Source organism: Nostoc sp. DedVER02, assembly GCF_034530675.2.
Lineage (GTDB): Bacteria > Cyanobacteriota > Cyanobacteriia > Cyanobacteriales > Nostocaceae > Nostoc.
This window is the reverse complement of record NZ_JAVRCP020000001.1, coordinates 700368-724675: the sequence shown is the minus strand read 5'-3', so window position 1 is coordinate 724675 and position 24308 is coordinate 700368. Positions and strand designations below refer to the sequence as shown.

40 protein-coding genes are annotated in these 24308 nt (G+C 47.0%); 20 read left to right on the top strand and 20 right to left on the bottom strand.

The window, feature by feature from the left end:
• Positions 1 to 2 precede the first annotated feature (2 nt).
• The 6 genes from RMZ41_RS03210 to RMZ41_RS03185 form a co-directional block, all read right to left on the bottom strand.
• Positions 3 to 326 carry a hypothetical protein gene (locus tag RMZ41_RS03210; protein ID WP_322644283.1) on the bottom strand — a complete coding sequence of 108 codons (324 nt, stop codon included), beginning with the start codon at positions 324 to 326 and terminating at the stop codon, positions 3 to 5.
• Positions 327 to 341: 15 nt separating this feature from the next.
• Complete coding sequence (locus tag RMZ41_RS03205) at positions 342 to 926, bottom strand: hypothetical protein (protein WP_322644284.1); 585 nt, start codon at positions 924 to 926, stop codon at positions 342 to 344.
• Between the two features lies 1 nt (position 927).
• Positions 928 to 2097 carry a hypothetical protein gene (locus tag RMZ41_RS03200; protein ID WP_322644285.1) on the bottom strand — a complete coding sequence of 390 codons (1170 nt, stop codon included), beginning with the start codon at positions 2095 to 2097 and terminating at the stop codon, positions 928 to 930.
• A gap of 103 nt (positions 2098 to 2200) precedes the next feature.
• A complete protein-coding gene (locus tag RMZ41_RS03195; RefSeq protein WP_322644286.1) occupies positions 2201 to 2614 on the bottom strand; it encodes a hypothetical protein in 414 nt (137 codons plus the stop codon).
• A 25-nt stretch (positions 2615 to 2639) separates the two neighbouring features.
• A complete protein-coding gene (locus RMZ41_RS03190) occupies positions 2640 to 3167 on the bottom strand; it encodes a hypothetical protein (RefSeq protein WP_409874703.1) in 528 nt (175 codons plus the stop codon).
• Positions 3168 to 3183: 16 nt separating this feature from the next.
• Positions 3184 to 5316, bottom strand: coding sequence for a hypothetical protein (locus tag RMZ41_RS03185; protein ID WP_322644288.1), 2133 nt, complete (start codon positions 5314 to 5316; stop codon positions 3184 to 3186).
• 39 nt (positions 5317 to 5355) lie between these two features.
• Between RMZ41_RS03185 and RMZ41_RS03180 the strand changes: the two genes are divergently transcribed.
• Positions 5356 to 5565 carry a hypothetical protein gene (locus tag RMZ41_RS03180; RefSeq protein ID WP_322644289.1) on the top strand — a complete coding sequence of 70 codons (210 nt, stop codon included), beginning with the start codon at positions 5356 to 5358 and terminating at the stop codon, positions 5563 to 5565.
• A gap of 158 nt (positions 5566 to 5723) precedes the next feature.
• On the opposite strand, the gene RMZ41_RS03175 is transcribed toward RMZ41_RS03180, so the two are convergent.
• The 4 genes from RMZ41_RS03175 to RMZ41_RS03160 form a co-directional block, all read right to left on the bottom strand.
• A complete protein-coding gene (locus tag RMZ41_RS03175) occupies positions 5724 to 6230 on the bottom strand; it encodes a hypothetical protein (protein WP_322644290.1) in 507 nt (168 codons plus the stop codon).
• Between the two features lie 101 nt (positions 6231 to 6331).
• On the bottom strand, positions 6332 to 7204 hold the full coding sequence (locus RMZ41_RS03170; protein WP_322644291.1) for a hypothetical protein: 873 nt from the start codon (positions 7202 to 7204) through the stop codon (positions 6332 to 6334).
• A gap of 145 nt (positions 7205 to 7349) precedes the next feature.
• Positions 7350 to 7538, bottom strand: a complete 189-nt coding sequence (locus RMZ41_RS03165) for a hypothetical protein (RefSeq protein ID WP_322644292.1) — start codon at positions 7536 to 7538, stop codon at positions 7350 to 7352.
• Between the two features lie 11 nt (positions 7539 to 7549).
• Positions 7550 to 9004: a hypothetical protein gene (locus RMZ41_RS03160; protein WP_322644293.1), complete on the bottom strand. Its 1455-nt coding sequence runs from the start codon at positions 9002 to 9004 to the stop codon at positions 7550 to 7552.
• An 8-nt stretch (positions 9005 to 9012) separates the two neighbouring features.
• Between RMZ41_RS03160 and RMZ41_RS03155 the strand changes: the two genes are divergently transcribed.
• Complete coding sequence (locus RMZ41_RS03155; RefSeq protein WP_322644294.1) at positions 9013 to 9306, top strand: HU family DNA-binding protein; 294 nt, start codon at positions 9013 to 9015, stop codon at positions 9304 to 9306.
• Here RMZ41_RS03155 and RMZ41_RS03150 read toward each other — a convergent pair.
• From RMZ41_RS03150 to RMZ41_RS03140, 3 genes are read right to left on the bottom strand one after another with little or no spacing between them, the layout of a single operon-like run.
• The gene (locus tag RMZ41_RS03150; RefSeq protein ID WP_322644295.1) at positions 9284 to 9850 is read right to left on the bottom strand and encodes a hypothetical protein; all 567 of its coding nucleotides are present in this window, start codon (positions 9848 to 9850) and stop codon (positions 9284 to 9286) included. The genes RMZ41_RS03155 and RMZ41_RS03150 overlap by 23 nt on opposite strands.
• A gap of 22 nt (positions 9851 to 9872) precedes the next feature.
• Entirely contained in the window at positions 9873 to 10364 is a 492-nt protein-coding gene (locus tag RMZ41_RS03145) for a hypothetical protein (protein ID WP_322644296.1), read from the bottom strand.
• Positions 10364 to 10792, bottom strand: coding sequence for a hypothetical protein (locus RMZ41_RS03140; protein ID WP_322644297.1), 429 nt, complete (start codon positions 10790 to 10792; stop codon positions 10364 to 10366). The genes RMZ41_RS03145 and RMZ41_RS03140 overlap by 1 nt, the downstream gene beginning before the upstream one ends.
• An 88-nt stretch (positions 10793 to 10880) precedes the next feature.
• Between RMZ41_RS03140 and RMZ41_RS03135 the strand changes: the two genes are divergently transcribed.
• From RMZ41_RS03135 to RMZ41_RS03120, 4 genes are all read left to right on the top strand, one after another.
• A complete protein-coding gene (locus RMZ41_RS03135) occupies positions 10881 to 11276 on the top strand; it encodes a hypothetical protein (protein ID WP_322644298.1) in 396 nt (131 codons plus the stop codon).
• A 13-nt stretch (positions 11277 to 11289) separates the two neighbouring features.
• On the top strand, positions 11290 to 11937 hold the full coding sequence (locus RMZ41_RS03130) for a 3'-5' exoribonuclease domain-containing protein (protein WP_409874702.1): 648 nt from the start codon (positions 11290 to 11292) through the stop codon (positions 11935 to 11937).
• A gap of 21 nt (positions 11938 to 11958) precedes the next feature.
• Positions 11959 to 12318 carry a hypothetical protein gene (locus RMZ41_RS03125; RefSeq protein ID WP_322734404.1) on the top strand — a complete coding sequence of 120 codons (360 nt, stop codon included), beginning with the start codon at positions 11959 to 11961 and terminating at the stop codon, positions 12316 to 12318.
• A 303-nt stretch (positions 12319 to 12621) separates the two neighbouring features.
• On the top strand, positions 12622 to 13344 hold the full coding sequence (locus RMZ41_RS03120) for a sigma-70 family RNA polymerase sigma factor (RefSeq protein WP_322644301.1): 723 nt from the start codon (positions 12622 to 12624) through the stop codon (positions 13342 to 13344).
• On the opposite strand, the gene RMZ41_RS03115 is transcribed toward RMZ41_RS03120, so the two are convergent.
• From RMZ41_RS03115 to RMZ41_RS03105, 3 genes are read right to left on the bottom strand one after another with little or no spacing between them, the layout of a single operon-like run.
• Entirely contained in the window at positions 13330 to 13941 is a 612-nt protein-coding gene (locus RMZ41_RS03115; protein WP_322644302.1) for a hypothetical protein, read from the bottom strand. The genes RMZ41_RS03120 and RMZ41_RS03115 overlap by 15 nt on opposite strands.
• A 3-nt stretch (positions 13942 to 13944) precedes the next feature.
• Positions 13945 to 14253 (bottom strand): hypothetical protein, encoded by a 309-nt coding sequence (locus RMZ41_RS03110; protein ID WP_322644303.1) that lies wholly within the window; start codon positions 14251 to 14253, stop codon positions 13945 to 13947.
• Between the two features lie 33 nt (positions 14254 to 14286).
• Complete coding sequence (locus RMZ41_RS03105; protein WP_322644304.1) at positions 14287 to 14511, bottom strand: hypothetical protein; 225 nt, start codon at positions 14509 to 14511, stop codon at positions 14287 to 14289.
• A gap of 88 nt (positions 14512 to 14599) precedes the next feature.
• On the opposite strand from RMZ41_RS03105, the gene RMZ41_RS03100 reads away from it, so the two are divergent.
• Positions 14600 to 15529, top strand: coding sequence for a tyrosine-type recombinase/integrase (locus RMZ41_RS03100; protein ID WP_322644305.1), 930 nt, complete (start codon positions 14600 to 14602; stop codon positions 15527 to 15529).
• 7 nt (positions 15530 to 15536) lie between these two features.
• On the opposite strand, the gene RMZ41_RS03095 is transcribed toward RMZ41_RS03100, so the two are convergent.
• Positions 15537 to 15782 (bottom strand): hypothetical protein, encoded by a 246-nt coding sequence (locus RMZ41_RS03095; protein ID WP_322644306.1) that lies wholly within the window; start codon positions 15780 to 15782, stop codon positions 15537 to 15539.
• A 183-nt stretch (positions 15783 to 15965) separates the two neighbouring features.
• Here RMZ41_RS03095 and RMZ41_RS03090 point away from each other — a divergent pair, with 183 nt between their 5' ends.
• Positions 15966 to 16346, top strand: a complete 381-nt coding sequence (locus tag RMZ41_RS03090; protein ID WP_322644307.1) for a hypothetical protein — start codon at positions 15966 to 15968, stop codon at positions 16344 to 16346.
• Positions 16347 to 16499: 153 nt separating this feature from the next.
• On the opposite strand, the gene RMZ41_RS03085 is transcribed toward RMZ41_RS03090, so the two are convergent.
• Together RMZ41_RS03085 and RMZ41_RS03080 are read right to left on the bottom strand one after the other, a co-directional pair.
• Entirely contained in the window at positions 16500 to 16628 is a 129-nt protein-coding gene (locus RMZ41_RS03085) for a hypothetical protein (RefSeq protein WP_322644308.1), read from the bottom strand.
• Between the two features lie 213 nt (positions 16629 to 16841).
• Positions 16842 to 17108, bottom strand: coding sequence for a helix-turn-helix transcriptional regulator (locus RMZ41_RS03080; protein ID WP_322644309.1), 267 nt, complete (start codon positions 17106 to 17108; stop codon positions 16842 to 16844).
• 189 nt (positions 17109 to 17297) lie between these two features.
• Between RMZ41_RS03080 and RMZ41_RS03075 the strand changes: the two genes are divergently transcribed.
• The 11 genes from RMZ41_RS03075 to RMZ41_RS03025 all read left to right on the top strand — a co-directional run bounded on the left by RMZ41_RS03075 (position 17298) and on the right by RMZ41_RS03025 (position 22814).
• On the top strand, positions 17298 to 17738 hold the full coding sequence (locus RMZ41_RS03075; RefSeq protein WP_322644310.1) for a hypothetical protein: 441 nt from the start codon (positions 17298 to 17300) through the stop codon (positions 17736 to 17738).
• Between the two features lie 348 nt (positions 17739 to 18086).
• Complete coding sequence (locus RMZ41_RS03070; RefSeq protein ID WP_322644311.1) at positions 18087 to 18401, top strand: hypothetical protein; 315 nt, start codon at positions 18087 to 18089, stop codon at positions 18399 to 18401.
• Between the two features lie 118 nt (positions 18402 to 18519).
• Positions 18520 to 18738 carry a hypothetical protein gene (locus tag RMZ41_RS03065; protein ID WP_322644312.1) on the top strand — a complete coding sequence of 73 codons (219 nt, stop codon included), beginning with the start codon at positions 18520 to 18522 and terminating at the stop codon, positions 18736 to 18738.
• Positions 18739 to 18749: 11 nt separating this feature from the next.
• Positions 18750 to 19019, top strand: coding sequence for a hypothetical protein (locus RMZ41_RS03060; RefSeq protein ID WP_322644313.1), 270 nt, complete (start codon positions 18750 to 18752; stop codon positions 19017 to 19019).
• Entirely contained in the window at positions 19001 to 19276 is a 276-nt protein-coding gene (locus RMZ41_RS03055; protein ID WP_322644314.1) for a hypothetical protein, read from the top strand. Before RMZ41_RS03060 ends, RMZ41_RS03055 begins: the two co-directional genes overlap by 19 nt.
• A complete protein-coding gene (locus tag RMZ41_RS03050; protein ID WP_322644315.1) occupies positions 19269 to 19424 on the top strand; it encodes a hypothetical protein in 156 nt (51 codons plus the stop codon). Before RMZ41_RS03055 ends, RMZ41_RS03050 begins: the two co-directional genes overlap by 8 nt.
• A gap of 60 nt (positions 19425 to 19484) precedes the next feature.
• On the top strand, positions 19485 to 20084 hold the full coding sequence (locus RMZ41_RS03045) for a hypothetical protein (RefSeq protein ID WP_322644316.1): 600 nt from the start codon (positions 19485 to 19487) through the stop codon (positions 20082 to 20084).
• Between the two features lie 9 nt (positions 20085 to 20093).
• Complete coding sequence (locus RMZ41_RS03040) at positions 20094 to 20339, top strand: hypothetical protein (protein ID WP_322644317.1); 246 nt, start codon at positions 20094 to 20096, stop codon at positions 20337 to 20339.
• Positions 20282 to 22219, top strand: coding sequence for a hypothetical protein (locus tag RMZ41_RS03035; protein ID WP_322644318.1), 1938 nt, complete (start codon positions 20282 to 20284; stop codon positions 22217 to 22219). The genes RMZ41_RS03040 and RMZ41_RS03035 overlap by 58 nt, the downstream gene beginning before the upstream one ends.
• A complete protein-coding gene (locus RMZ41_RS03030) occupies positions 22188 to 22523 on the top strand; it encodes a hypothetical protein (RefSeq protein WP_322644319.1) in 336 nt (111 codons plus the stop codon). Before RMZ41_RS03035 ends, RMZ41_RS03030 begins: the two co-directional genes overlap by 32 nt.
• Positions 22524 to 22634: 111 nt before the next feature.
• A complete protein-coding gene (locus RMZ41_RS03025; protein WP_322644320.1) occupies positions 22635 to 22814 on the top strand; it encodes a hypothetical protein in 180 nt (59 codons plus the stop codon).
• A gap of 345 nt (positions 22815 to 23159) precedes the next feature.
• On the opposite strand, the gene RMZ41_RS03020 is transcribed toward RMZ41_RS03025, so the two are convergent.
• Positions 23160 to 23435, bottom strand: coding sequence for a helix-turn-helix transcriptional regulator (locus RMZ41_RS03020; protein ID WP_322644321.1), 276 nt, complete (start codon positions 23433 to 23435; stop codon positions 23160 to 23162).
• 270 nt (positions 23436 to 23705) lie between these two features.
• On the opposite strand from RMZ41_RS03020, the gene RMZ41_RS03015 reads away from it, so the two are divergent.
• Entirely contained in the window at positions 23706 to 24197 is a 492-nt protein-coding gene (locus RMZ41_RS03015) for a hypothetical protein (RefSeq protein WP_322644322.1), read from the top strand.
• Positions 24198 to 24308 lie beyond the last annotated feature (111 nt).

The window sequence follows — 24308 nt, the reverse complement described above, 5'->3', positions numbered from 1 at the left end:
AGTTATTTCCCAATTGTTCTTAGGTCGCTAATTAAAGTGTCCAAATCTTGCTCAACATCGGTAGTGTCGGTTGGCTGCTGGGCTTGTTGCAGTTTTGTCTGTAGATCGGTGACTTGAGTTTTTAAATCAGTCACTTGATTGTTTAAATCAGCAATAGTCGCATCGGATTTGTCAAACCGAGCCTTTACTTCTAGCTTGGTTTGGGCAATAGCATCACTAAGGTCTTGAATTTTGGTAGCTAGCATTTTGATACCCTCTTCTTGTTTTTTCGCTAATTGATCGAAAGCCCGGTTAAATCCGGCTTCAATAAATTCCAGTAGATTCATGGGAGATTTTCCCAACTAGTAAGAGCTTTGATATCCCAAGTTTTCGAGCCTAGATGGTATTCCCGGTACGAGGTAGCACACATCTACTACCACCCGCGAAAGTGTTGGATTCACTCCACTGGCTACAGAAATCCCACTTCCTGCGGCTGTGTTACCAGCATTGGAGCAATAAAGTCGGTATTGGGTACTGCCTCCCAAAGTTCCCAATGGAGCAGCCAAGGTGTCAAAAGGTACAGCAGCAGCTTGGGCGCTGCTGCCACCCGCGATCGCACTACTGGCTACTGCAATATTGGGATTGACATCGGTATGGGCTGTCCCCACTTTGAGGCGATCGCCGGTTGTACCAACCAAAGTAATGGGCTTCGGAACACGCAAGCTGATCCAGTAAACCCGCGCTCCAGCCGGAACAATCAGGGGTAAATCTGAGATGTCTCTGGAATGACTCGGAACAAAGATGTCGATCTGGGTTTGGGGTGCGGTGGTAATCAGGGCATAGCCCATTGCGTGATAAGCCCAAACTTTGGGCATAAATTCCACGCGCTCACCGCGAAACCAGCTGAGGAAATTGGTTTGATTTCCTGGGAAAAGTGGTTGAGTCATTTTAATCTCCGTAAGTCCGCGCCACGGTTACAAAGCGCTCGTTGGTTAAAGCCCAACCGCCGTACATGGCCCAAATAGCAATTAAGAAACGTTGGTAATCGTCTGAGTTGTTGAGCCGAACCGAAACAGGCACTTCTGTAGCGATCGCTTCACCCACAGCCTGCTGCCCCAAGAAAATGCCCAAGTACCCGGTGCGGTTAGCAGCCCCAGTAGGGTGTAACGTGGCATTAGTAGATGCGGTGTAATTCAGATTCACCGTCGCCGTGGGCATATTGTTGGATTCAAAGAATCGCACACCCTCAAATACAAACCCTGTAGGCATTGCATCCCCAAGGAATGTTGCTTGTCCATACTGCGAACCACCAAAAATCAACTGATTGGGGCCAGAAACATAACCCTGATTTGGCGGTGGCATCTGGGGAGCCGAGAACGGCGTAATCCCTGGTTGCAAATAATTGACGGGTGTGAAGCTGGGATACTGTGCTACTGCGCGGAAGTCGGCATCTTGCCGCAAGTGCTTGATGAATCTGGGTGACGCGAGACAGTAATAGTAACCATCTGAAAACGTGGGGACATTGCGCGATCGCAATCCCTCAACGATGCCCAGTACATCATTCTTGACATCAATCTTGGGTGGGCCTGAAGCATACGTTCCACCATCGGCTACACCTTGCGGATTGTAGGTGTAGGGAGATTGCAGCAAGGTATTGATGTAAACCCTGTCCAACCATTTCCGGTAATCACGGAACAGAGTCAGTGAACCGATACTCTGGTGAAAAGCTTGAATTTGCTGTGGGTTGTATTGCCACAGTGCCCGTTGAGCCAAAAGTATCGACTCCATTGGAATTTTGAAATTCCCTGGAGCATTGGGATTGCTGGTATCACCGCCACTGGGCCCAGTGTATTCATCAACTGTGATGATGATTTTGTTTTTGAGAATATCGCGGGAGTTTGCTGTCCCGATTGTCTGAGTTGGAGCGCGGCGGCGTGATTCTAAAGTGAAGCTGTCATCTTCCCAATATTCATAGCGGTCTAGCTGAACACTCTTACCGCGAGTAGCACTAGCATCCCAAACAACTTGGGGTTGACAAACAAACTTAGCTATGAATTGGGCATCTGGTCTTAAAAGTTCTGCCCCTAAAATGCGGGGAAAATCATCATCTATCCACACAGGTTCTGACCGTTATGAAGTGGGCAACTTAGGTCAGAACTGAAATGAAATGCACTGCGCCCTGGACTTAAACCCTCCAGGGTTTTTTCATTTCCTCCAAAATCTAGAAGCGCAAGGTATTCGCCATCAAATTGGCGTTTGTTTGCCGTGCGTTGTTGTAAGCATCCACTAGTCCTTGAGCCGCATTAAAGCGATTTTGCTGCTCATTTTGGGCCATGTTGTTGTAAGTCTGCTGGCGCATCTGGTCGGCGTTCAATCCACGGCTGAATGCCAGATTTTCCATACCGACACCCTGCTGAAATTTCGTATCATTTTGGGCACGTTGGGCTGCGGCATTTGCTAGCTCGTTCAAGTCGTATCCAAGACTTTGAGCATGATTAAGAACGTCATCGTAGTTACGACCTGCGGTAGCGGCACGGCTTGCAGCATTTCCTATACCAGCACCAACAATATTGGTGGCAGCACTACCAGCGGCTCTCAATAAAGTGGGTGCTACGGCTCCAATAACAGCTTGCATACTTATCTCCTAAGACTAATTACTATTAACCAAACAAAGCAGAAAGATCCTGACTTGCAAGTTGATCGACAACCTGCCAAGCCATACTAGGATTCTGTTCCCAAGCACTTCTTAGCTTGTCGCGGTTCCCCATCACACCACCACCAGGGGGAGGAGCAGCCGGGAACGAGGGGCGACTAAAAGCAGCAGGCACGGGATTGCTGGGAGCTACCAATTGCCTTTGCTGTTGCTGTGGTGGATCTAATTGCAAGTACCACTCGGCGCACTGGGCGGGGTCTGAGAGAATTTCCCAGAGCTTTTGAATCATCAAATCCTGAATGCCACTGAATTCCCCCAGGACTACTGCATTAGTTGCCAAGGGGCCCAAAGCATCCAATGCTTGGTCTGCGATCGCAAGTGTTTGATCTTGTTGCTGAATTAATTGGGAAAATTGCCCAATAACCTGTTGAGCAACCGCAATCTGTTGTTGCTGCTGTTGGAATGCTGAAACTATTTGATCGGCTATCAACAGAGTTTGTTGTTGCGATCGCACAATATTTTCCAGCCACCCCACATACTCAGCAGCTTGGTTAGCGCTTACCCCTAGAGCGTTTGCCGTCGCCTGTCTGTTGCTGTTGGGCGAAGATGCTCCAAAGCTCTGGGGAGACTGCGATATCTGCTGGAAGCCCTGGGGGATAGGGATTCCCACTTGACTGAATTGGTTGTCCGAGATGTGCGCTGGAATTGGTGACTGTGCCACCTGGGGCGGGGACTGGGTTATTCCAGTCCGCCCTTGAAGCATATCCAACAGGCGGTTGGTAACTTGTCCCCATTCCTGGGAACTGGCTTGGGATACCTGCTGCGGCGGCTGATGAGCGGGAATCCCTTGGGGCATAAATGCCGGGGTTGGGGCTGGCTGTGGGGCTGCTACCATTTACTGTTGTTACATCGTTGTATGAGTTAGAGCCATTGCCATTTGTTTTGGTTGGGCTATTGAGTTGGTCTGCTTCGTCGTAGGTCGCACCATAGGAAAATTCCTGGGAAACCAACGACAAAGCCTGTTCTATTAGGGGAGTGATGTCAAGCCGCACTCCCAACGGCATCGTCGGATCAAGGGGGTCAGGTAATCCCAAAAAGGATTGGTATAAACCAATAAGTTGGTTAATCGCCTGAACCTTGTTTTGAGTGGTTCTATAACTAAAATTCCCACTCTGCATTGATGCGATTTCTTTGTCGGTTTTATCGGGGAATAAAAACCTCAAAACGTGTTCGGTATTGATTCCCGCCTCAGCCAGATTTCGCCCGACGATGGACTTATCTAAAATCTCCCGTGAGGTGTCTGGGAAAATTTCCGAGGTGAAACGCCATTCCATAGTGCGATCGCCCATCGGTGGCATCCCAATCACCCCACGAGGAATGGCTTTGGCATCTACAAGTAATTGGCAAATGTCATCTGTAATATCTTCGGGCGATTCTAGTTGGATGTCCTTGGGCTTAATGCTAATTTTCTGTTGTTTGTAGAGGTCGGTTAAAAGCCCAATGAATTGTTTTTTCTGGTCGGATGCGATCGCAAACAGAGATTGCCTAAATAGGTTTTCTTCTGCCAACAAAATCATCTCGAAAACTTTACATAGTCCGTAGTCATAAAGCGCAAGACATTTCTTCCTGGCGGTGGCAGCAGTTTGACCACTTCTCACTTTCACTTCATACGCCGTAGCGCCGCTATGAATTCCTAATGGGTCAGTCCCCCCCAAGGCATTGTGCAACTGCTCACGATATTCTCGCTGGTAAAGATTTTGGTCGCCACTTACAGGGTCAACTTGAATGTACCCCGCCCGTTCATCCGGGCCGACACCGCCCAAAATACTTACTACCTTTTCCCCGCCGTCAAACTGCGATCGCTCTTTCGGGTCAGATTTAGCCGTACTGGGGTAGTATCCACTTGCGCTTGCAACTGTGGGAACAAAGCCACTCATCGAAGATGCTTCTAGTACCTCAGTCCGCGATCGAGTCGTAACAAAGGTTGGATTAGCAAAAAGCGCTAAGTTCCGATTGATCGTCACCAACATCTTATCGTGGCGTTCAATTGGCTTTCTCAACCAGTGAAACTCGCTCGTCCCCGGTTGTCCTGGTCGAGTCGGGTGATTTGGAATAACCGCACAAGGTATAAATCCAAGGGTATTCTCTACAGTTTGGAGATTGGGATCTTGCAAGTCAATGTCTGAGGTGATGCCATTGAGATTGGGCTTTGTGCCTAAGTCATGTTGGCGAATTCTGTCCTTGGTGATTTCCAGCTTTACCCAGCGCTCCTCTTCCGTCCCTGTGGTGGCGCGGCGTTTGTAGGGGTAAGCAATTACCACGCTTTCTAATTCCCGTCCCCCTGGCTTGTAATAGGCTTTGTATTCTGGGTTGGGGTCGGTTGTCCCACCGTGAAACCAGCTAACTTCATAAGATTCACCAGTGGGACGGAGATAGAAGAGAATCTCACCGCAACTCAGGTACAAATCCCAGATGTAATCAAGGTACAAGTCCATCCGGTTGTATTTCCAGATGGAAGAGATGAATTTTTTGCGCTCTCCGGTTGGATCTTGCACCGGGTACACTTCGATTCCCCGCGCCCCAAATAATTTTAATTGAGCAAGATGATTGGCGACGATCAGCGATTCGCCGCCGCCATTGCCATCACGCTTTACAACTGCTTCAATAATTGTTTCTAGGGTCATGCCCTAAGTTGCCCTTTTAGCACAAGCAAGAGTCAGAATATGTGCGAAATTATTGAATGTGCTACTCCTGTTCAGATTGTTGAATGTCCTACTCCTACTCGAACTCGGATCAGGAGAATCTACCTGATCTGGGAACCGAAAACTGGAAATTTTCCCACAGACCGCTTTTTCACCTCAAGAGAAGAGGCAGAAATAACTAAAGATAATTTATTACGCAGTCAAGCAGACTCATTTCAAGCAAAAAGATGAAAATAAAAATTAAGATCCAAAAAGTTGAAATTGAAGGAAACTGCTTTAAGTGCGGTAAGTATTCAGCCCTCAAAATGTTGGATCTAATTTGGGTGTGTGATAAATGTTGTGACCATGTGCGATAGTTTCTATATTACGAAGATGAAATTTGTATTTCATTACTCTTCACCATCCCAAACAAAAACCCCATCCATCCAAGGAGTTACAATAATGCGTATTCCTCTAAACCAATGACTAGGATTAACACCTGGCTTGTTGCTACGTAAGGCGGCTTCGTGGTCGTAAGGCATTGTAAAACAAATTTCTTGGGGGCTGGATCTAAGATTTCTAAAATGGGAATACCCCATAAAAATATATTTTGGAAGCCTGTTCTTGAAAACGTAGTAACTTTCAACATATCGCCAAGTGGCTTCGACGATATCTTTATCTAAATCAATGGAAACTCTTTCTATCTCTCCAGTAACCCTACGATACGTAATATCAACAAGATTCCTTCTTCTTAAAAAAATCCAACAAAGTAATGCTATTTGTTTTGTAAAATCAAATAACAAAAAATCCCAAAAGCTTGTGTTTTCTAATAACCAACGCTTAGGTACAACTTCTTGTAGCAATGATGGAACTTGGGTTAAAGCTATAGACTGGACAATACAAATCTTGTTTGGCATAGTAGCGTGATCTAAGGGCTTCCAATCTACACAACCATAGAGAATAGATCAATTTCTGGCAAACACACGAAAATGTTCTAGTAAGCTTTACTAGAATACTTTCATTCTTCGTCCAAACTCGACAGAAGTATTTCAATTTGCCTTTGCAACGCTTCAATGCGTTTGCGGGTCTGAAGTCCTTGAACAGCTAGGTTGTAGGTGGTGCTACAGCCTATCCCAAGGTGCATGGTTTTGACCTTTCTATCTTTGTGATAATCTTTACCCTGACTTTGCCAAAAGGCTTTTTGCCCCTCACTCATTCGCATCGGGAATACTGGGTGGTGACTCCACAACTTCCAGTATTCATAAGTGCCATAGGGTCTTTTGACTTTATAGGTGCTGAGGTGACACCCCGCTGGGGGTACAAACCCCTGGTTTTCTAGTTCTTGTATTTCAGTTCGCAGTTGCTCAATGCGTTGGCGGCGCTCTTGGGCTTCAACTTTTTTGAACTCCCTCGCCTTATCCCTCATCACTTTGCGATAAGCATCGGCAATTTCCTTGGGTGCAGGAGTTGGCATCACAGCATCCCGGTATATTGCCCAAATTCCCTGTACCTTCTGAAAATCGTGCCAGCCGTCAATGGTCAAATCCTCAATCAGGCGCAGCTTATACCGCCAGTTGTTAAACTGCGGCTCCCAATGATCGATCATTGCCTGTTTGATGTTCTGCAATTCTTCTGGTTCATCCACCAACAACCACGCGATCCGAACGTTGGGTATCGCTGCAAGATGAGTGTGCTGCTGGTTAGCAATCCATTTTTGGTTCAGGTTAACCGTGCAGTCTATGTACAGAATTTGGTCATCCGCTCCCAGACAAAAGTAGATTGCTGGCACTCTTGGGAGAGTGGCTCGATTGTCTAGCGAGCAAGATGGTAGCTCGCGCGGGTCAATTCCCCCTGGTGGTGATGGTTGTGCTGTTTCGTCAATGCTGTCCATAGGGTTTACTAGTCGCAGTATTCTAGTAAAGTTTACTAGAACAGTTGCGGAATTTGACCAGCGACTTCCAGTAATCCAGCTACAGCCTATGCTTTGTGGGTGCGATGCCTACGCACCCATAGAGAAATTTTCCCAAAAACTAGAGTTACTGTTGCCAGTATTCAGGGTGCGGAATATCAATATGCTTACTTGCGTCAATAAACCATCTTCTATCAATATATTTAGGTTCATGCCACTCAAGAAAAAGGTTTACTGGCAAATTGAACAATTGATTTCTTACTGCAATACCAATTTCCTCTTGAATTGGCAAGGGTATAGGCTTATTCCATTCCATAAATTTAAGTTTTAACCAACTTCCAGTTTACGCCGTCCCATCAACCCGACAAGGCAGTAAACCAAAGCATCCACACAATCATCCTTGTCCATCGCCCCAAAATTAATCAGTTCGTCAACCAATCGCCCCATCATCCGGTACTGGTTGAACGTGACTAACCCATTTTGGAACAAACCCGACACCCCGCGCAGCCGTTGTAATTTATCCCCTTTGGTGGTGGGCTGCTGATATTGAATATTGAAAATCTGCTTTTCATTCACCAGGTAGTGAGTGAAATCGCCCTTGAGAGAACTTTGATAAGCCACAGCTTCGGCACACAGCATCGTCGAAAGTTCTCCCCAGTCTTGCCACAGTTCAATAATTTGGTCGAGTTTTTCAATATTGCCGCTCCATCGACCCCGCCGGATGTCGAGAATATAGAATTGGTTGCCAACTCGTCCACCCAAAACAAATACTGTGTAGTCGGCTCGTTCTCTGAGTGAGGCTGATAAGTCACCTCCAATGCACAGCGAATCGAATTTTTCAGGAAACTCACCATACTTAATCCAAAGTGGATCGATGGAGGTTTCGCTAGACCGCATTACCCGATTTTGGTATTGGAATGAGAAGATTATCGGCTTGCGTTCTCTTCGGTCTTGTAAGCTTTCTAAGGTAAAACGTTCGGGCCAGTAGCTTGCCTCTTCTCCGTTTTCGTCATCAATAATTGCCTGCTGTTCGATCAATTTCCATCCCTTGGCTGGAGTGAAATCCGTGCAATGAATATCATCGGCACGAAAGCGAGTACCGATATTCACAAACCGTCCCCCAGGCTTCAATGTCGGGTCGATAACCTCCGAGTAATTGGTAGTAATTTTTTCTCTAACATCCGGGTTCTCAATGCTTTCGGATGACTTGATGATGTCATCAAATACCACCAAGTCACTGCGGCGACTGGTGATTGAACCGGTGATACCTGTGGCGTAAAAGGTGTAATCGCTGTCAAGGCTATCTACACCTGCAAAGTCTTTCCTAATCTCCCAGTCGGTATCACTCCATCTTTGTCCCGGCAGGACGTGGGGAAAAACTTCTCGGTACTTGGCGCTTTTGATAATCCGCTTGATAATCCGCGATCGCGACAGCGCTACCGACTCAGAGTAGCTGACGTAAATAATTTGAATGCCGGGATTGTGACCAATCACCCACGCCACCCAAATTGCGATCCAGGTACTCTTGGCACTTCCCCTTGGTGCAAGAATGCTGAGGTTATCGCCAGCGATTAATCCTAGTGCTTGTGAATTTTTCCCAGTGACTAACTCTTCTAGCCAATTACGGTGATGCTTCGCCGCCTTTTTGCCCGCTACATATTCACCGAAGCAAGCAACATCATTCCAAGCCTGTAAAGCCTCCGGCGATCGCGCGGCAATAGTGGCTACCCTGGCAGCATTACGCGCTTTGTCTCTATACTGCTTATAGACTCGTGTAGCCATACTTACTTATGAATAAAGCAGAGTTAATCCAAGCCACAGCAACCAAAGCTGGAATCAGCCAAAAGCAAGCTGAAACCGTATTGAATGCCACCCTCGAAACCATTGTTGAGACAGTCTCCACCGGAGGGAAAGTTGTCCTTGTGGGGTTTGGCTCATTTGAAGCTAGAGCTAGAAAGGAACGTGAAGGGCGCAACCCCAAGACAAACGAAAAAATGGTTATTGCAGCTACCATCGTCCCTGCCTTTAGTCCTGGCAAACAGTTTAGGGAATCCACGGCGGCTACTCTTCCTCAAGCCGCGTGAGTACCCCGGTAGCGGCTTCTGCTAGTGCTGTTTCAAAGGGCGTGTCGGTAAAGATTAGTCTCAACTCTTGAATTGCCCGATACGCCCCCGCCGTCTCCAAAGCTTTGCGATCGCGCACATACTTAAAGCTATTTACCGCCTCCGCACAAGCCCGAACCTCCCGTGACAATTGTGGGACTGCCACCAGCAATTGCTCTAACCTCATCTCCCCCATCCCACCACGTTCATCCAAAGCCTTCATCAAATCGTCAATGAGATTGGCATTGATGATCAGCAGTTTTTGTAAAGCATCCTCAACCTCCACACCAGAGAATGCGATCGCAAGGGCATTGAACTTTCTCGCCTCATCTCCCACTGGGAAAAATGCCCGATACCAATTTTGTACAGCTGACTGAGAAACCTTGTACCCCCACTCCTCCAGCAGTTGCCGAATGGCAGTAGTGTTGCGGTTGTGCTTGCAAAATTCATCAAATTCCCGCAGCCGTTCGGCACTCATACTTGAGCGCACTTGATCCACCTTGTGTTGTGGGGTGTTCCTAGTCACAGATACCTAGAGTTGGTGAGAGTTAACGTCTGTTGCGGAAAGCTGCGATCGCAGCCGTGCGATCCTCAGACTTTTCACGTTGTTTTATTTGGCTACGAAGCCCAGCCATATCACGATCCTGCCCAAAGCCCGCCTGCTGCATTCGCTCACGGGCGGCAATTTGGGCTGTATCTCGCCGTTCCTGTGAACTCAAGGAATCCCCCTGCAAAGTGCGATTTTGATTGAATTCCTGACCACTAAGAGCTTGGCGTTGGCTTGCAGACTCGCTTTGCATGGTGCGATTTTGATCGAAATCCTGCCGACTAAGGCTTGTACGTTGAGCAAAGTCGCGCTCCGATTCTTGTTGGCGATACCCAAAGGCTCTAGAGGCATTGGTCTGGGCTTCTTGCTGCCGCTGATCAAACCCGACTTTCCAGATATCTTGCAATTGCTTGAGGCGGTCAGCCGCTTGTTGTTGAGCATTGGCTCTAGGGTCTTTCACCAAGCTAGTAGCAGAAAAGCTGAAGGTGGCCATTAAAACCACCTCCAAGTCGATTGGCCAGAATTCCCTGACAGTGTAGCTAGCCTCTCTTGGGCTGCTGATTGTGCCTCTTGCATTTGCAGTTGGCGATTGAAGTTGTTTGTCGCTGAGTTATCAACTTTGTATGTGCTGGTGATAGTTTTGCCTGCTTGCTTTGCATCCCAGTCCTTTTCCTGCATCCGGCGATTAAAATCATTCTGCTTGTCTCGTTCGGCTAAATTGGCAGCATCAATATTCGCATTGCGCGATCGAGTATAGGCAGCATCTTGGTTTTGATTTCCCAGGTAAGACTGTGATAAGGCATCTTGATTCGCCGCTTGCTGAGAAATCCTCAGTAAGGTGGATGGATCGTTTCTTTGCTGCAAAAACCGACTTGGTGCTTCACTGCTTCTAGAGCCGGTTGATGTGTTTATTCCTGGCATATTGGTGGGAACTTAACTCTGTCCTAAGTTGCCCCCAGAGCAGGTATCGCCGATTACAATTGAGAACTACGGTTCTCAAAAGTAATTTATGAATGAAGAATTAGCGAAAAAAGCATATATTGCCTACGGTCGAACAACAGACTTCAGAAACTATCAAGGCTTACCCATGCCTGAATGGGAAAATCTCCCACAAAGTATCCAGGAAGCTTGGGTAAATGCTGCTAGTGCGATCTCAGATCAAGCCCATTTGAACCTGCACAAATTAGCCGTTGCTCGTTGCTGCTGGGAAGTAGTGGCAGGTGCAATTCCGGCTTTACCACAGAGAGAACTGACAAGACGATTTATATTGACACAATCGGAATGGGAATCCGAAGAATCCCCCAAAATCTTTGCTAGCCGCATGACTGAGGCTTATGATTATGCGCGATCGCTCAATAGTCCACAGCATTTGAATTGGGTCAATGTTTCATGGATTTGGTATTAATATGAAATATTTTTTGGACACCGAATTCATTGAAGACGGCAAGACAATTGACCTAATTAGTATTGGTATTATTTGTGAAGATGGGCGTGAATTTTACGGTATCAACTGGAATTGCAATTTTGAACTAGCTAATAATTGGGTCAAGAAAAATGTTTTAGCTCAACTACCATTTCGTCCTTGCGATCTGCCCAGCCTAACCCACGGCGAACCTATAAATAATTGGTATAACCGCACCGATTTGGCTAAAGAAGTTGCGATCTTTTTAGGGTGTGATTACTTGGGGCTTGGAAAAAAGCCAGCGTTTGCACTTCGCAATGATGCACCCAAGCCTGAGTTCTGGGGTTACTACGCTGACTACGACTGGGTTGTGTTCTGTCAGATGTTTGGAACCATGATGGAGTTACCAAAAGGGTTCCCAATGTATTGTAGGGACATCAAGCAGTGGTGTGACCAACTAGACAATCCCAAGCTGCCAGAACAGAAGAAAGGTGAACATAACGCGATCGCAGATGCAAGGTGGAACAAGGCAACGTGGGAATATTTACGAAAACTGGAAGAAGATATGGCTTTTGCAAGACAACCAATATCATTCAAGCCAGGAAAAATTGTCCCTGTTTTAGACGATGTGGCAGTACAAGAGAGAGATGACGATGACGAGTAAATGCCAGTACGTCCAATACTTATGAGCCTAAATCTTGATGAACTAAAAAAGCTTGTTGATGATTTTAAACAGCAGCCTGAACCGATACCCTGCGGCGTGGTTTTTCGCCTAGCACTGAAAGAGGCAATAATGAACCACTTCCCAAAAGCAGATGATCGGGGTTGCCTACCGATTATTGGATTGCCTATATATTTTGATGCCCAACAGCAGGAAGACTGTTTGGTGTTTGAAGATAGGGAGCTATTGATTGCCTATTTAAACCGAGATAAAGACCCGCAGGCATGGGCGATGCAGTTAGTAAAACATCTGCCTAACCAATTATCTTTTGATGAGCCATTGCCACCTAGAATCCCAGAGATGCCACCAATTGATATTGGATAGATGTTCTCACTTCGCTTTTATCAGGGGTAACTAAGACATGAGCAAACAAATTCAATGTCCTCAGTGTGGGAAAATTTCGCACAACCAAAACGATATCACTCACAAATACTGTGGTTGCTGTCATCAATTCCACAGCGATATGAAAACCCCAAGTTTTCAGCCCCAAAAACAAGTTCAAAATTTTTCTGGCACTTAGAGTTGAAACTCGATCGCAATTCCCGCAGCTAAAAATAAAGTCTGTCGATGCCCTATAGCCTAGTCTCCGTGGGAATCATAGGGTTATAGGATTGGGGGAGACTATTGATGTTTGAACTATTTAAAGAGTATCGGAAAAATCCAACGCGGCGGCTCCGCGATCACATCTTCAACCACCACTACAAGCTAGCTTGTGAGATTGCCCATCAATTTAAAAACTGCTGCCAAGAACCGTTTGAAGATTTACTGCAACTGTCCTCAATAGGATTGGTGACAGCGATCGAACGCTTTGACCCAGACCGAGGCAATGCGTTCAGTTCATTTGCTTGTCCGTATATCAAGGGTGAGATTTGTCATTACCTCAGAGACAAGTCAAGTACAATTCGGATTCCGCGATCACTCCAAGCTCTATACCAACGGGGGCGTAAGTTGCATCTGAGCGATCAACAAACGGCTCACGCACTCGGATGCAGCGAATGGCAATGGAGAGAAGCTAAGGCTGCTTGTGCTAACCGTCTGCCTTTAGACCTTGATGATTTGCTCAGGGCTACAGCGCGGGAACCATCTGAGTTCTACATTGATGACCAGATTGCAAAAAGGATTTTATCACTGCAAGTTCATTTATCAACTAATGATAAGCAGACTGAAAATACTTCTGCCATAGAACCGTTACCACTAGCCAATCTTGACGATGTAACCCGCGAGCTATTGGAGATGCTGTTTTTTGAAAGACAGCCACTTAAAGAAGTGCGGCGGGCTGCGATCGCATCTGGTATCAAAGCCAAAGATGTCAAACCTTTACTACTCAGTGCTGTGTTAAGTGTCGGGTAGGACAACGCAAGCCTTGAGGTTGTGGTTTGGATTTTGTAATTCTTGGGAAATCCTCTCTTTGAGCAAGCCCAACCAATCCAACCGCTCAAGCTGACTATCCCAGCTTAATGATGGGAACTTCTTGTGGTGTGGAATTCTGAGGGCATGGAGGGCAACACCAAGAACGGCTCGAAAAGGCGCAGCTTCTCTAAGTGTGCTGCTTCCAATTCCAAATCCTTGCAAGTCAACATCCCAAATACCAATGGGATGAATGTTGCCATTGCGTTGGATGCGAAATACTGCAAACCGATGCGTAAGCGGAGAGTTGATCTGATAACCCACAGGTGGGATGCGGATGGGGAAGCCATCGAATTCCCCAACCAAGTCCCAAAGCAACTCTCGCAAACGATCAAGGGTGATGAGGTAATCAAATTGCCCGTAGGCGGAAATAATTCTATAGGTGGCGACTTCTCCTGAAGTTTCGCGTTTGATTCGCAAAACGGCGCAGTTTTTCCCATCCCATCGCTTAAGGATTTTTGAGTAAGCACGGCGTTTTTTGCGCGGACGGAGGAGTTGTTTGACCCACCGATGTATTTGTTCGAGCCATTTTGTGACCACATCTTATTTCTTCCCAACATAGAAATTGGACAAGAAATAGCTGACTCGCTCGGTGGGGGAAAATCTAATCACTCCTCCCAGCCCAGATATCATGGCAATCCGTTCTATGGATTCACGGAAAGCCAAGTTACCCGCCCAGGCATCCTTCATGGTGATTCCTACTGGGAGAGCAAGGAGGAGCCACAGCAGTATCTCAAATGGATCTAGATAAATTTTCCGGTCTTTTTGAAAAACCAGGGTAATACCATCATCCCGTCTGCGGTTGGGACAAGTTAGTGGGCATTGTTCGTCGGGCTGCTTGAAGGACTCCACTGCTGTAAGTGATGAACTATACCCTAAGTTGCCCTAGCTTGCTGCTTGCAGAGCTAATTCATTGAGTGTGGTTTCTAGCCAGCAAATATCTTCTATGGTTAGCAATAGCTTCGCTCGTCGCCATATCTCGGAGATTTCTTTTTGCTCGTAGCAGGTGGTCAAGGCTTCACTCAACTTTGATAGTCGCTCAGGGTTTTTATTGCAGATAGCAGAAATTAGTCTAATAGTCGCCCAGCCCTTACTGTCGTTGATTTCCATAATCAGTTTATATATTGATATTCAATTGTCTGAATAAAGGTTACAAAAATAACTCAGTGTAGGTACTGGAGTTAGGGCAGCTTAGAACATGGAAGAAGCTGCTTTGATTGAAAGCAATACCTCGGCACTGACCAATAACCCGGCTGCTGTTTATCTTGCGTCGTTGGGCACGGGCAGCCGCCGCACTATGAGACAGGCGTTGGATGCGATCGCAACTCTCGCCACTAATGACACCTGCGACGCGATGACCTGCCCGTGGGGGCTGCTGCGGTATCAGCACACAATGGCGATTCGCAGCACGTTGATGGAAAAGCACGCCCCTGCAACTGCAAACAAGATGCTGGCAGCGCTGCGGCGGGTATTGAAGGAAGCGCAGCGCTTGGGGCAAATGTCGGCTGAGGATTACGCCAAGGCTAGCGATATCAAGCGGGTAAAGGCATCTGGTTTGCTCAAGGGGCGATCGCTCTCTGCTGATGAACTGGGAAAATTACTCAATGTCTGCGTTGAGGATAAATCAATATTTGGTGTTAGGGATGCCGCAATGTTGATGGTGTTGCGAATTGGGCTGCGACGGTCTGAGGTGGTCAAGCTGGATTTGTCGGATTTTGACCCAACTGAAGGCAGCGTGAAGGTGAGAGGCGCGAAGGGTCGCAAGGACAGAATTGTATTTTTCCCAGATGCCGCGATCGCACTTGTGGAAAATTGGGTAAAAATTAGGGGTGATGACCCTGGCCCGTTGCTACTCCCCATTAGTAAATCTAGTAACCCGGTGTGGCGACGGCTTTCCGATCAAGCTGTGATGTTTATCATGCTGACGCGGAGTGTAACCGCAGGTGTTAGCAATTTCACACCCCATGATTTTAGAAGAACTTTTGCTGGTGACTTATTAGATACAGGTGTTGTAGATATTGTCACCGTGCAAAATCTACTTGGGCACAGCGACCCAGCGACCACTGCCAAGTATGATAGGCGGGGTGATGCCGCGAAGAAACGGGCGGTTAATCTGTTGAGTTTGTAAGCGCCCTTCAATATTTAATACCAACATTAGAGTGAAACTCCTTAAGCTCCTGCTCAAGACCCCCAAATACCTCAAATGCCTCATCCTCGCTGATATCATCAGATCCAAGTCCTCTTGTAAGTGAAAACATTATGAGCGCTCCAGCATAGAAGGCTCGTCTCATTTCTTGCTTTTGAAGAGCAGAGGCGTTTTTAGGTACGACTGCTTTCTCAAAATCTTGCCATTCCTCTTGAAGTCGTTGCTTTTTAGTCATAGATTTCACAAAATTACCTATGTAATATCTTTATAAACTCTGCATTATTACATAGGTAGTTTGGGTGTTGGGCATTGGGTATTGAACATTGGCAGAATCTTCACAGTTTCAAGGTGCTTTTTCTGAGGGCAACATCAAGCGCAGGCATTGACACTGGAGGAAGCCATTAGCATCTCCTCTTCCATGAAAAAGCTTTCTGTATTTTGCATTGCACTCGCCGCTACCCTCACACCTGCTGTTGCAAATGCTCAGATGGTAATTATGGGTGGTGATGGATCTTATCTGGGACTAGTAAGTGATGATCGCTATGCACAGGAATCTATCTGCAATCGATATGGTAGCTATGGTAGCCCCTATGAAGAAGGTAGTATTTTCAACAAGAACGGAACTTACGGGGGTAGGTACTCTGAATTGGGAGCATACAATACACGAGCAGGTAGACCCCCAGCATTAGTAGAGAATGGGCAGGTGGTATTGATTATCTCAAAGGACACAAGTTTAAATCCCAACTTAAGGATTGACCCTGATATGTTACGGGTTCAAACTTGTGGAGAACCTCTGTAGTCATTGGGTATGGGGCATTGGGCATGGGGGGCGATCGCAATCAATTCGTAATTCGTAATTCGTAGCTGAAGAAGTGCGATCGCAGACCTGAGTAATGAGTTAGGAGTAATGAGTCAGGAGTAATGAGTTAGCAGTGCGATCACACTCCTCAAATCAAAAGCGTAAAGTTTGACTCATCAACCATGCGCTCGTTGCTCTGTCTTGGTTGTGAGCATCCAAGACGATTTCAGCCATTGACTTAGACGAACACCGCGCACCTAATAGCGTTCGAGGTTTTACCATTGGGGTTTTACTGGGTAGGTGTGAAATTTTCCCAAGGATTACGATCGCATCAATCGCATTCTCTAATTACCTATGTAATGAATTTGGGAGTTGATAGTATTTCATAGGTAATTAGAGAATGGGCATTGGGCATGGGGCATTGGGAATGCGATCGCATTTATAGGGAGGGGGCAGGGGGGCAGGGAGCAGGGAGAGAGGTGTGATCGCAAAGGGTTACTTGCCCGTTAGTTGTTTTTCTGATTCTGTCAAATCTCCATCCGGTAAATCAGGCTCGTACTCTAGTAATTCTCCAGGCTGGCAATTTAAAAATCGGCAAATACTATTCAATCGCTCAGGTGTAAGTCGAGGCATTTCGTCTGTTTTTCGCAGTCGATAGAGCGAAACTTCTGTAATCCCTACAAGTTCAGCCAAGTCTTTACTTTTGATCCTCTTCCTAGCCATAACCTCATTAAGTTTCCACCTGATCACTGCATTACCCATAAAGCCTACACCTCAATAATAGTAATGGTATTGATAAACCTATTAGTATACTACTTGCTCATATTTTTAGGTCAAACATATATAAATATGGTTTTGAATAATATTAGTTATCTTTGGTCTACTATAAATAGTAGTGAGAAGTCTTGACGTTAGATATTAGTCTGGCGTATATTTATATTCATAAGGGCAGTGAGAATTTTTCCCACTCCCCACTCACTACCCCCTCCCCGACCTACCATGTCCACCATCTACACCAAAGCCGCCGCTCTCCGTTTACTCCCTTTCGCAATCAAGATTGAAGCAATCCGCGAATTTCGTAATTGTATCCAGGTGACTTACACGGTTAAAGGCGGTCGTAGATGTTCCACCTTCCTGAGCAAAAAAGCGTTTCTGGTTGACCACAAGGCAATCCGCGCCCAAGGTTCAACCCAGGTGGAAGTAACGGAGGTACACGGTGGGGCGTATGTGGTGAAGTCGAAGGCTAACCACTACACAGTGCGACCAGGGCAAATTGACCCGCGCGATCGCTGTGAATGTGGAGACTGCCACTGGAGGGGGGCGAAATGTAAACACCAAATCGCGGTAGAGCAGTTCCAGTTCCGCGTTGAGCGCCAAGTCAGGGCGGCTTAAGGGGCGGGGGCTAAGTCCCCCCCACTGCCAATTCAAAAACATAGGAACCAGTAACAAGAACCCGCCAGGTAGTTTGCCACAGCAAGCATTACGTCGATGCCGCCCTGGAAGGGAGATACAAGGTTTTAGTGAATATTGTCCAATAATGAATTCGGCAGTCACCGCCTGCCGAATTTAACCATTCCATCCAAAGATGCTGCGATCGCAACTCCCTGGATGCCGCCCTGGGTGGGAAACGTCGTTTCAATCCCTGACAGGGATTTTAAGGGCAGCCGCTAACTCTCAATCCCGCCCAAAGAGGCGGGTTTTTTAATGTTGAAAGTTGAGTAAATTCCAGTGAATTCGTGAATGAGAACTCAAGAATTAACCACGACTTCCTTAGATGATCGTGCCCCTGGAATAGTGTTTTTCCCCAAAGCGCAGATGTGCAGCGTGCTAGAAATTTCACCCAGCACACTAGACCGTTATCGCAATGACTTGATTGAAGAAGGCGTGCCCAGATTTGAGTGGTACTTCTACTCAATCGGCTACGAGAGAGATTCGGCAGAGTGCTTATACCAATACGCTCAACTGATTAGGGAACGACGCAAAGGCAGGGCAAAGGCGGAAATTGTAAACCACATGAAAAAATTTTGGGAGAAATATGACTCAAACCAATCGTAGAACAGGTAGAGCCGGCGACAAAATTGGCGACCAACCAACAGACCAGCAGCAGCCACAAACGGGTGGCAGTGAGATGAACGACACGATCATGTCGCTGTCGGTGGACATGAAGCAGAGCATGAAAAAAGTTGTCGCTTCCACGTCTGTGATGCTACTCATGCAAGACTATGCTGCTGGTGACTATGGAATTACGCCAGAAGTCCTTGCTCACTTCTCTGGAGGAATGCTATCCCCTTTGGAGGCACAACACCAGGCGCTACTGGAGGGGCGAACGCTAGAAATCAAAGCGCTGCCCTCCTCTGGCGAATCAACTGGTACATCTTCCTCTACCTGCTAGGAACCCAAGGTATGCAGCAGCCACATCCACACCCAGAAGTTGACAGCACCAACATGATTGGCTGGCAGCCCGTGTTTGCTACCAATCGCCCCGCCACTTCCTCAAGCAATCAAAGTATCATCCCCATGCTAGGACTTGGACTCGTGGCTTTAGTCCTGGCTGCGGGTGGTGGGGTTCTATTCAAAGTACATCAATCTATGGATAGTCAAAAAGCAGTATGGCAACAAGAAGCGATCGCACACGAACGAAGCAGAATCATGGAGTGCATAACACCAAAATAAGAGGAGTTATCGCCGACATTTTCCGCGCTGGTGCAATAACGTCTCTTTGGGGTGCAAGTTTCTTGGGGTCAGCGGCGATTGGATTTTATGGGATTGAAATTATCGCTGCCAACGTAAATTTAAACGTGACTAGGGCTTATAACTGGCAGGGTTTAAAAAACGGTTGTGTAGGAGGCTCACTGGTGGCAATATCCAGTTTCTTGGGTAACGCGGTCATAGGAACAGCGATTCACGAAGATGAGGAGGAGGATGAATAATACAACCACAGGAGGCAATTTCACAGGAGAGAACCCGGATAATCCAGTGCGACGCAGTAAGGGAAAAATTAGAAACCCTATGCTCTATCCAATTCGCACTGGGCGAGAGAAATCAAGCGATGCAGCCTTATTCTTGGGAGGGATTTAAGCGGGAGAACCGAGAGACGTTTGACAAAGCAGCACAACTCTACAGGGAAATCATTGAATTATGCAAGACGCAACCAACACCACCGTAATAGGATTACACCTGACCACAGGAGACAACTACACCAACCCCGCCAGACCACAAAATCGCTCGTTGACAGTCTCGCCTGGGGGAGTAACTAGTCAAGAGAAAGACCTGCAAATTGCCAGATACAAAAACATCGGCAACGCTTGGGATACTCTAGCCGCCGAACAAGAAACGCTGAAGAAAAAGCACGTCGCTCATCAGAAACTATTTGAAGCGGGACAGGCACAGGTAGCAGCTGGTACAGCACTCACCAAAGCTTCGACATCGTGGAATAAGTTTCAGTCCGCCGTTGCGGAGAACCGCATTTCTCGGAATGAAGCGAGGACTGCGATCGCAGCTATCCCAATCGAAATCGAGCGCCAGAATGTCGAACTGGAAAAGAAACGAGAGAACTTGATTAAGTCCAGGATGGAACTTGAGGAGCTAATCACAGCCAACAAGGTCAAACGGGTAGACCTAACCCACCAAACAGTCCTACGTCAACTCGACGGCATTGAGGTGCAAGTTAGACTTCCAGACCTGATGCAGAATATCTCAGGGCTAATCCCGCCGGCTGAAATCACCATGATTGTGTAGCAAATTCAAATGTATTGGCTGACCCTTTACACAGTAGTTTTCAGTGGTGCGGTGATATTGGGAAGATTGATTCTCATTATCAAACCGCACCTTTTTCTTTTGCTCACAGCCTTCTCTCTCGCCTTATATGGCTGGTGGCACTGGCAAAAGCACTACGGAGAAATCAATCCAAGCGATCGAGAAATATGGCTTAAGTCATGCGTAATTTTGGTAGCAGTCCTGGGTTACGGACTGGGATATTTGTGGAAGCGATGAGCATTGCATCCCTAACGGTGGGGATGTGGGAGCCTGCGGTTTTGTTGCCGACTGCGATCGCAAGCTTTTGCGGTTCAGTTTGGGTGCTGAGAAAACTTCCCGGACTGCCAAGACGTAACGATTTAATAGCATCCGCCCACCGAGCAAAGTGGCGCGAGACTGCCTTGGGTGAGGTGGAAAAGACAGCTATTGAAAGACTGGCAGAGATTGAGGAAAAAGCCAGCACCCTTGTCTCCCTCCGTGAAGGACTGCAAGCCAAAAGCATTCAGTTGCAAGAGTGGGAACAGGGACTACTAGCAGCTGAAGGGAAACTGCGAGAACTGCTGACAGAAACTGAGGAGCATTATAAACAGCTTCTCAAGCAGCAGGCAGAGCAGTACATGGCGGAAATTCGCCTCCGTGAAGGGACTATCGCTGGTTTGCAGCAGAAAGTCATGCGGATGGCGAACAGGCCAGATCCTAAACAAGGGTTCGCGGCGTGGGTTGCCCAAATGCTACTGGATGCTCTGGAGCAAAACCAAGTCTATTGCCGACTGGTGGCGTTTCAAAAAATCCCCGGTGTGCGTGAGGTTAGCATCTGGGTAGAATTAGAGCCGATTGCAGTTGAACCTGGGTATGCCAGGAAGCTGGAGGGGTTGTCTAAGGAGGTTGCCTCACTGGTAAAGTTGGGTGAGCCGGCTATCCAGTGGGACGAGGACGAGTGTATTTGGGAATTTCGATTTTGTCCGAAATACGAAACCGAAGAATCCCTGTTGGCTAATGTCATCGATGACCCGAAAGAATTACCCGCCGTCATCGAACCGGACGACCCCGATTGGTTCCGCCGTGCCATTCGCGTTTCCTTCAGCTGCCTAATTCATGGGGCTATGGGTAGCGGGAAATCAGTATTGGTATCCAACTTGATTTGCTGTGCCCAGCAAGAGTTAGAGGTAGTCTACGGCATACCGCCCGAACTGGTAATTATTGATCCGAAGTTCCCCGACTCAGAATGGATTATTGGCGGAAAGCGAATCAAACCAAACTATCGCGGCTGGGAAAGTGCGATCGCGGGTGTAACTGACATGGGCGAAGAAGTGAACCGCCGCTTACAGGAAGCCAAAGCAGCAGCTGAAGAAATCGACGATGAATTATTTTCAGACCCCAACTATCAGCTACCTTTACCAGAGCGAATTCCCACTATTTGGGCTATCGATGAAGCATCAGGGCTTCACGAGAGATACGCCAAAGAATTCTCAGAGCCTCTGAAGGACACCTTTTGGACAGGGAGAAGTACCAAAAATCTTGCGATCGCAATCGGGCCTAACTGCAACATTTCTAATTACGGTTTGCAGCGCCCTGATGCAGATAACGCCACCCGGTTCTTCCTGGGGGCTGCAATGTCCCTCAAAGGGCTGGACGAATTAAGGTTGACAAGGGAACTGAAAACCAAACTCAGACAACAGATTTACGCTCGGCTGGCATTGGTGCGGCAACGGAAATTGCAAGGCATCGACAAGCCGGAGGAACAATACTTTGGCTTGGTGGCAATTCAAAACGAGATGCCATTCATTGCTCAGATGCCACCGCCCAATGCTTTTGCCTTTGGTCAGGAGATGGAACTCAGGGAGACTGAGGTTGAAACCATTGAAGATTTAGTAGAGCAAGCTGACTGGGAAGAGAGCATACGCTCGCTCCCTGAAGAACTGCGGATCGTAGCTGAGTACGCCAAACGCAAGAAGGGGGATTGGGTGGCGGCGCGGGATATCAAGCGTGATCGCAACCGTGGGAAAATTGCTCAGTCAACGCCAGAAGAGGTTAGGCAGTGGTTTGCTCGGCTGGCTGCAATGGGAATTGGGGAGGTGATGGGAAGTGGCACAGCCCTCAAATTCAGAGTGGAATGATCGGTACGATTTGCGATCACAGGAATTGCACCAGAAAAACTGGAGTGAGATTTCTTGGGAAGTGCGGCGGACTACTGGTGGTAAATGTGTGCTGTGCGATCGCGCCGCCACTTGCACCCATCACACTTGTTATTTTGGGCCCTATAAGGCTGGGGTGGATTTATTTGGATTGTGCGATCGCTGTCATACCCAGGCACACCAGTCTAGAAATTGGCGGCGGTACTCAAATCATGGGGTGTGGCGTAATAAGAATACCCCCAGTTTTTATAAGAGACTAAGACTTGGATGGTTGTCAAAAATATGAGCAGAAAGATTGAATTTTCAATGGACGATAGACAGTCCAAATTTGTATCAAAAATTTTGATGGTATCAGGACTTGCAATACTATTAGGAACCCTAATAATTCATAAAATAGATGAATACCAAAAACTTTGTCAAAGCCAGACTAAAGGGCAAAATTATCGAAGTGCAAATCACCGCTTCATCAGAAGAGATGGCAGATAAATTCTTTGATATGCTTGAATCTTTGGTTGCCAAAGGTTTCCAGGTTGACTTAGAGCAAGCTTGGAAAAAAGACTCTGATGATGAATCGTAATGCAAGCGCCACATACCCTTGAAGAAGCCCAAGCATTTTGCTGCCACCAGCTTTACGCTGACTACCACATTTGCATTTACGCTGGTGGGGGCAGCGCGAGAGAGCATGATATGTATTGGGCATTTGTCATCTGCATTTCAATCCCTAATAGGGATTCGCCGACATACCCATCCAAATAAGCCCTCTTAGTTTCAATCCCTGATAGGGATTCAGCCCCCTGCTCATTCTATCAGGGGGAGTGCGATCGCACTCACTGGGAAATTTTCTAAGTTTTCAATCCCTAATAGGGTTCAGTGCTAGCTCTCTACTGATTTTACAGCAGAGAGCGAGGGATTGCGATCGCACTCAGGCAACTTCTATTTCTTCTGCCTGTGTTTGTTTTTTGGATCGTCTTTGTGGGATATCTTCTATTTTTCTGATTTCAAGCAAATCGCCTACGTCCTTGCCAAAATAGCTACACAAAGTCTCAATCGTGCCTGTATCAATACGATTGAATTGATTGGTAAACAGCCGATTGACTGTCGTTACATCTAAACCAGTCTCCCTGGCTAGTTGTCGTTGAGACAACTGGGGATTTTTTTCGGCCATGAGAATGGCGAGGCGACAATACACTTTTTTCATGCCTCCATTTTACTAATCCCTTGAATATAGTACAATCTAGGGTTTAGTACAAACAATGTATGTTTTAGCGCAAACAATATTTGCTGTAGCCCTTGACAACTGTAGGCATTAGCGCATACATTAGATGTATAAAGAGCAATGAGAAAAATTCCCAGAGTTCTTTAAATTAAATGTCTCATAGCATCCGGGTGGTGCTTCCACATCACCCTTCCCTAAAAAAATACCGCCGTTGACGCGGCGGTGCAAGTTAAATAAAAAGTTGACCAAATTATGGCACAAGTTGAAACAAAACCTCAAGTCAAAAAACGCTACACACTAGGCGAAGTTCAAAGACTGGCATTCTCAACCTACAATCTTCTAGTCCAACCCCTCAACACTCGCACCTACGGTATCTTCTTTGAAGGTCAACTGATAGCCCAAGCGAAAAGATTGGTTGATGTAGTTGCAGCGATGCCTGACCTCTACCGCGCTATCCAAGAGCAGTTGGCAGAACAAGCAAAAGCGATCGCTCCTGTGATGGGAGAAGCGATCGCGCTAGCGGCAGAAAACGTGATTTCAGAGGAGCTACAACCACAGGCTTACACTACTTTCTCACATCATGCTTATGATGATGCGACGAGTTGGGAAATGCGAGAACAACTGAATAGGCAGGGATATGAAGATGCGATCGCACACCGTCTTCCAGTCCACAACAAAGCCAGCACCTACATGGCAGGGTACAACCGAGGAGCAAGGGATAGGACACCCCTCACCAAGTCCTAAAAAAATGCCGACTCTACCAAAGTCGGCATTATCCAGTGCATTCGATGTGTTGTGAGCAAAAAATATGAATTCATTATGTCGCTTAATACTGCTGCTGTCTTTAGTGGTGGC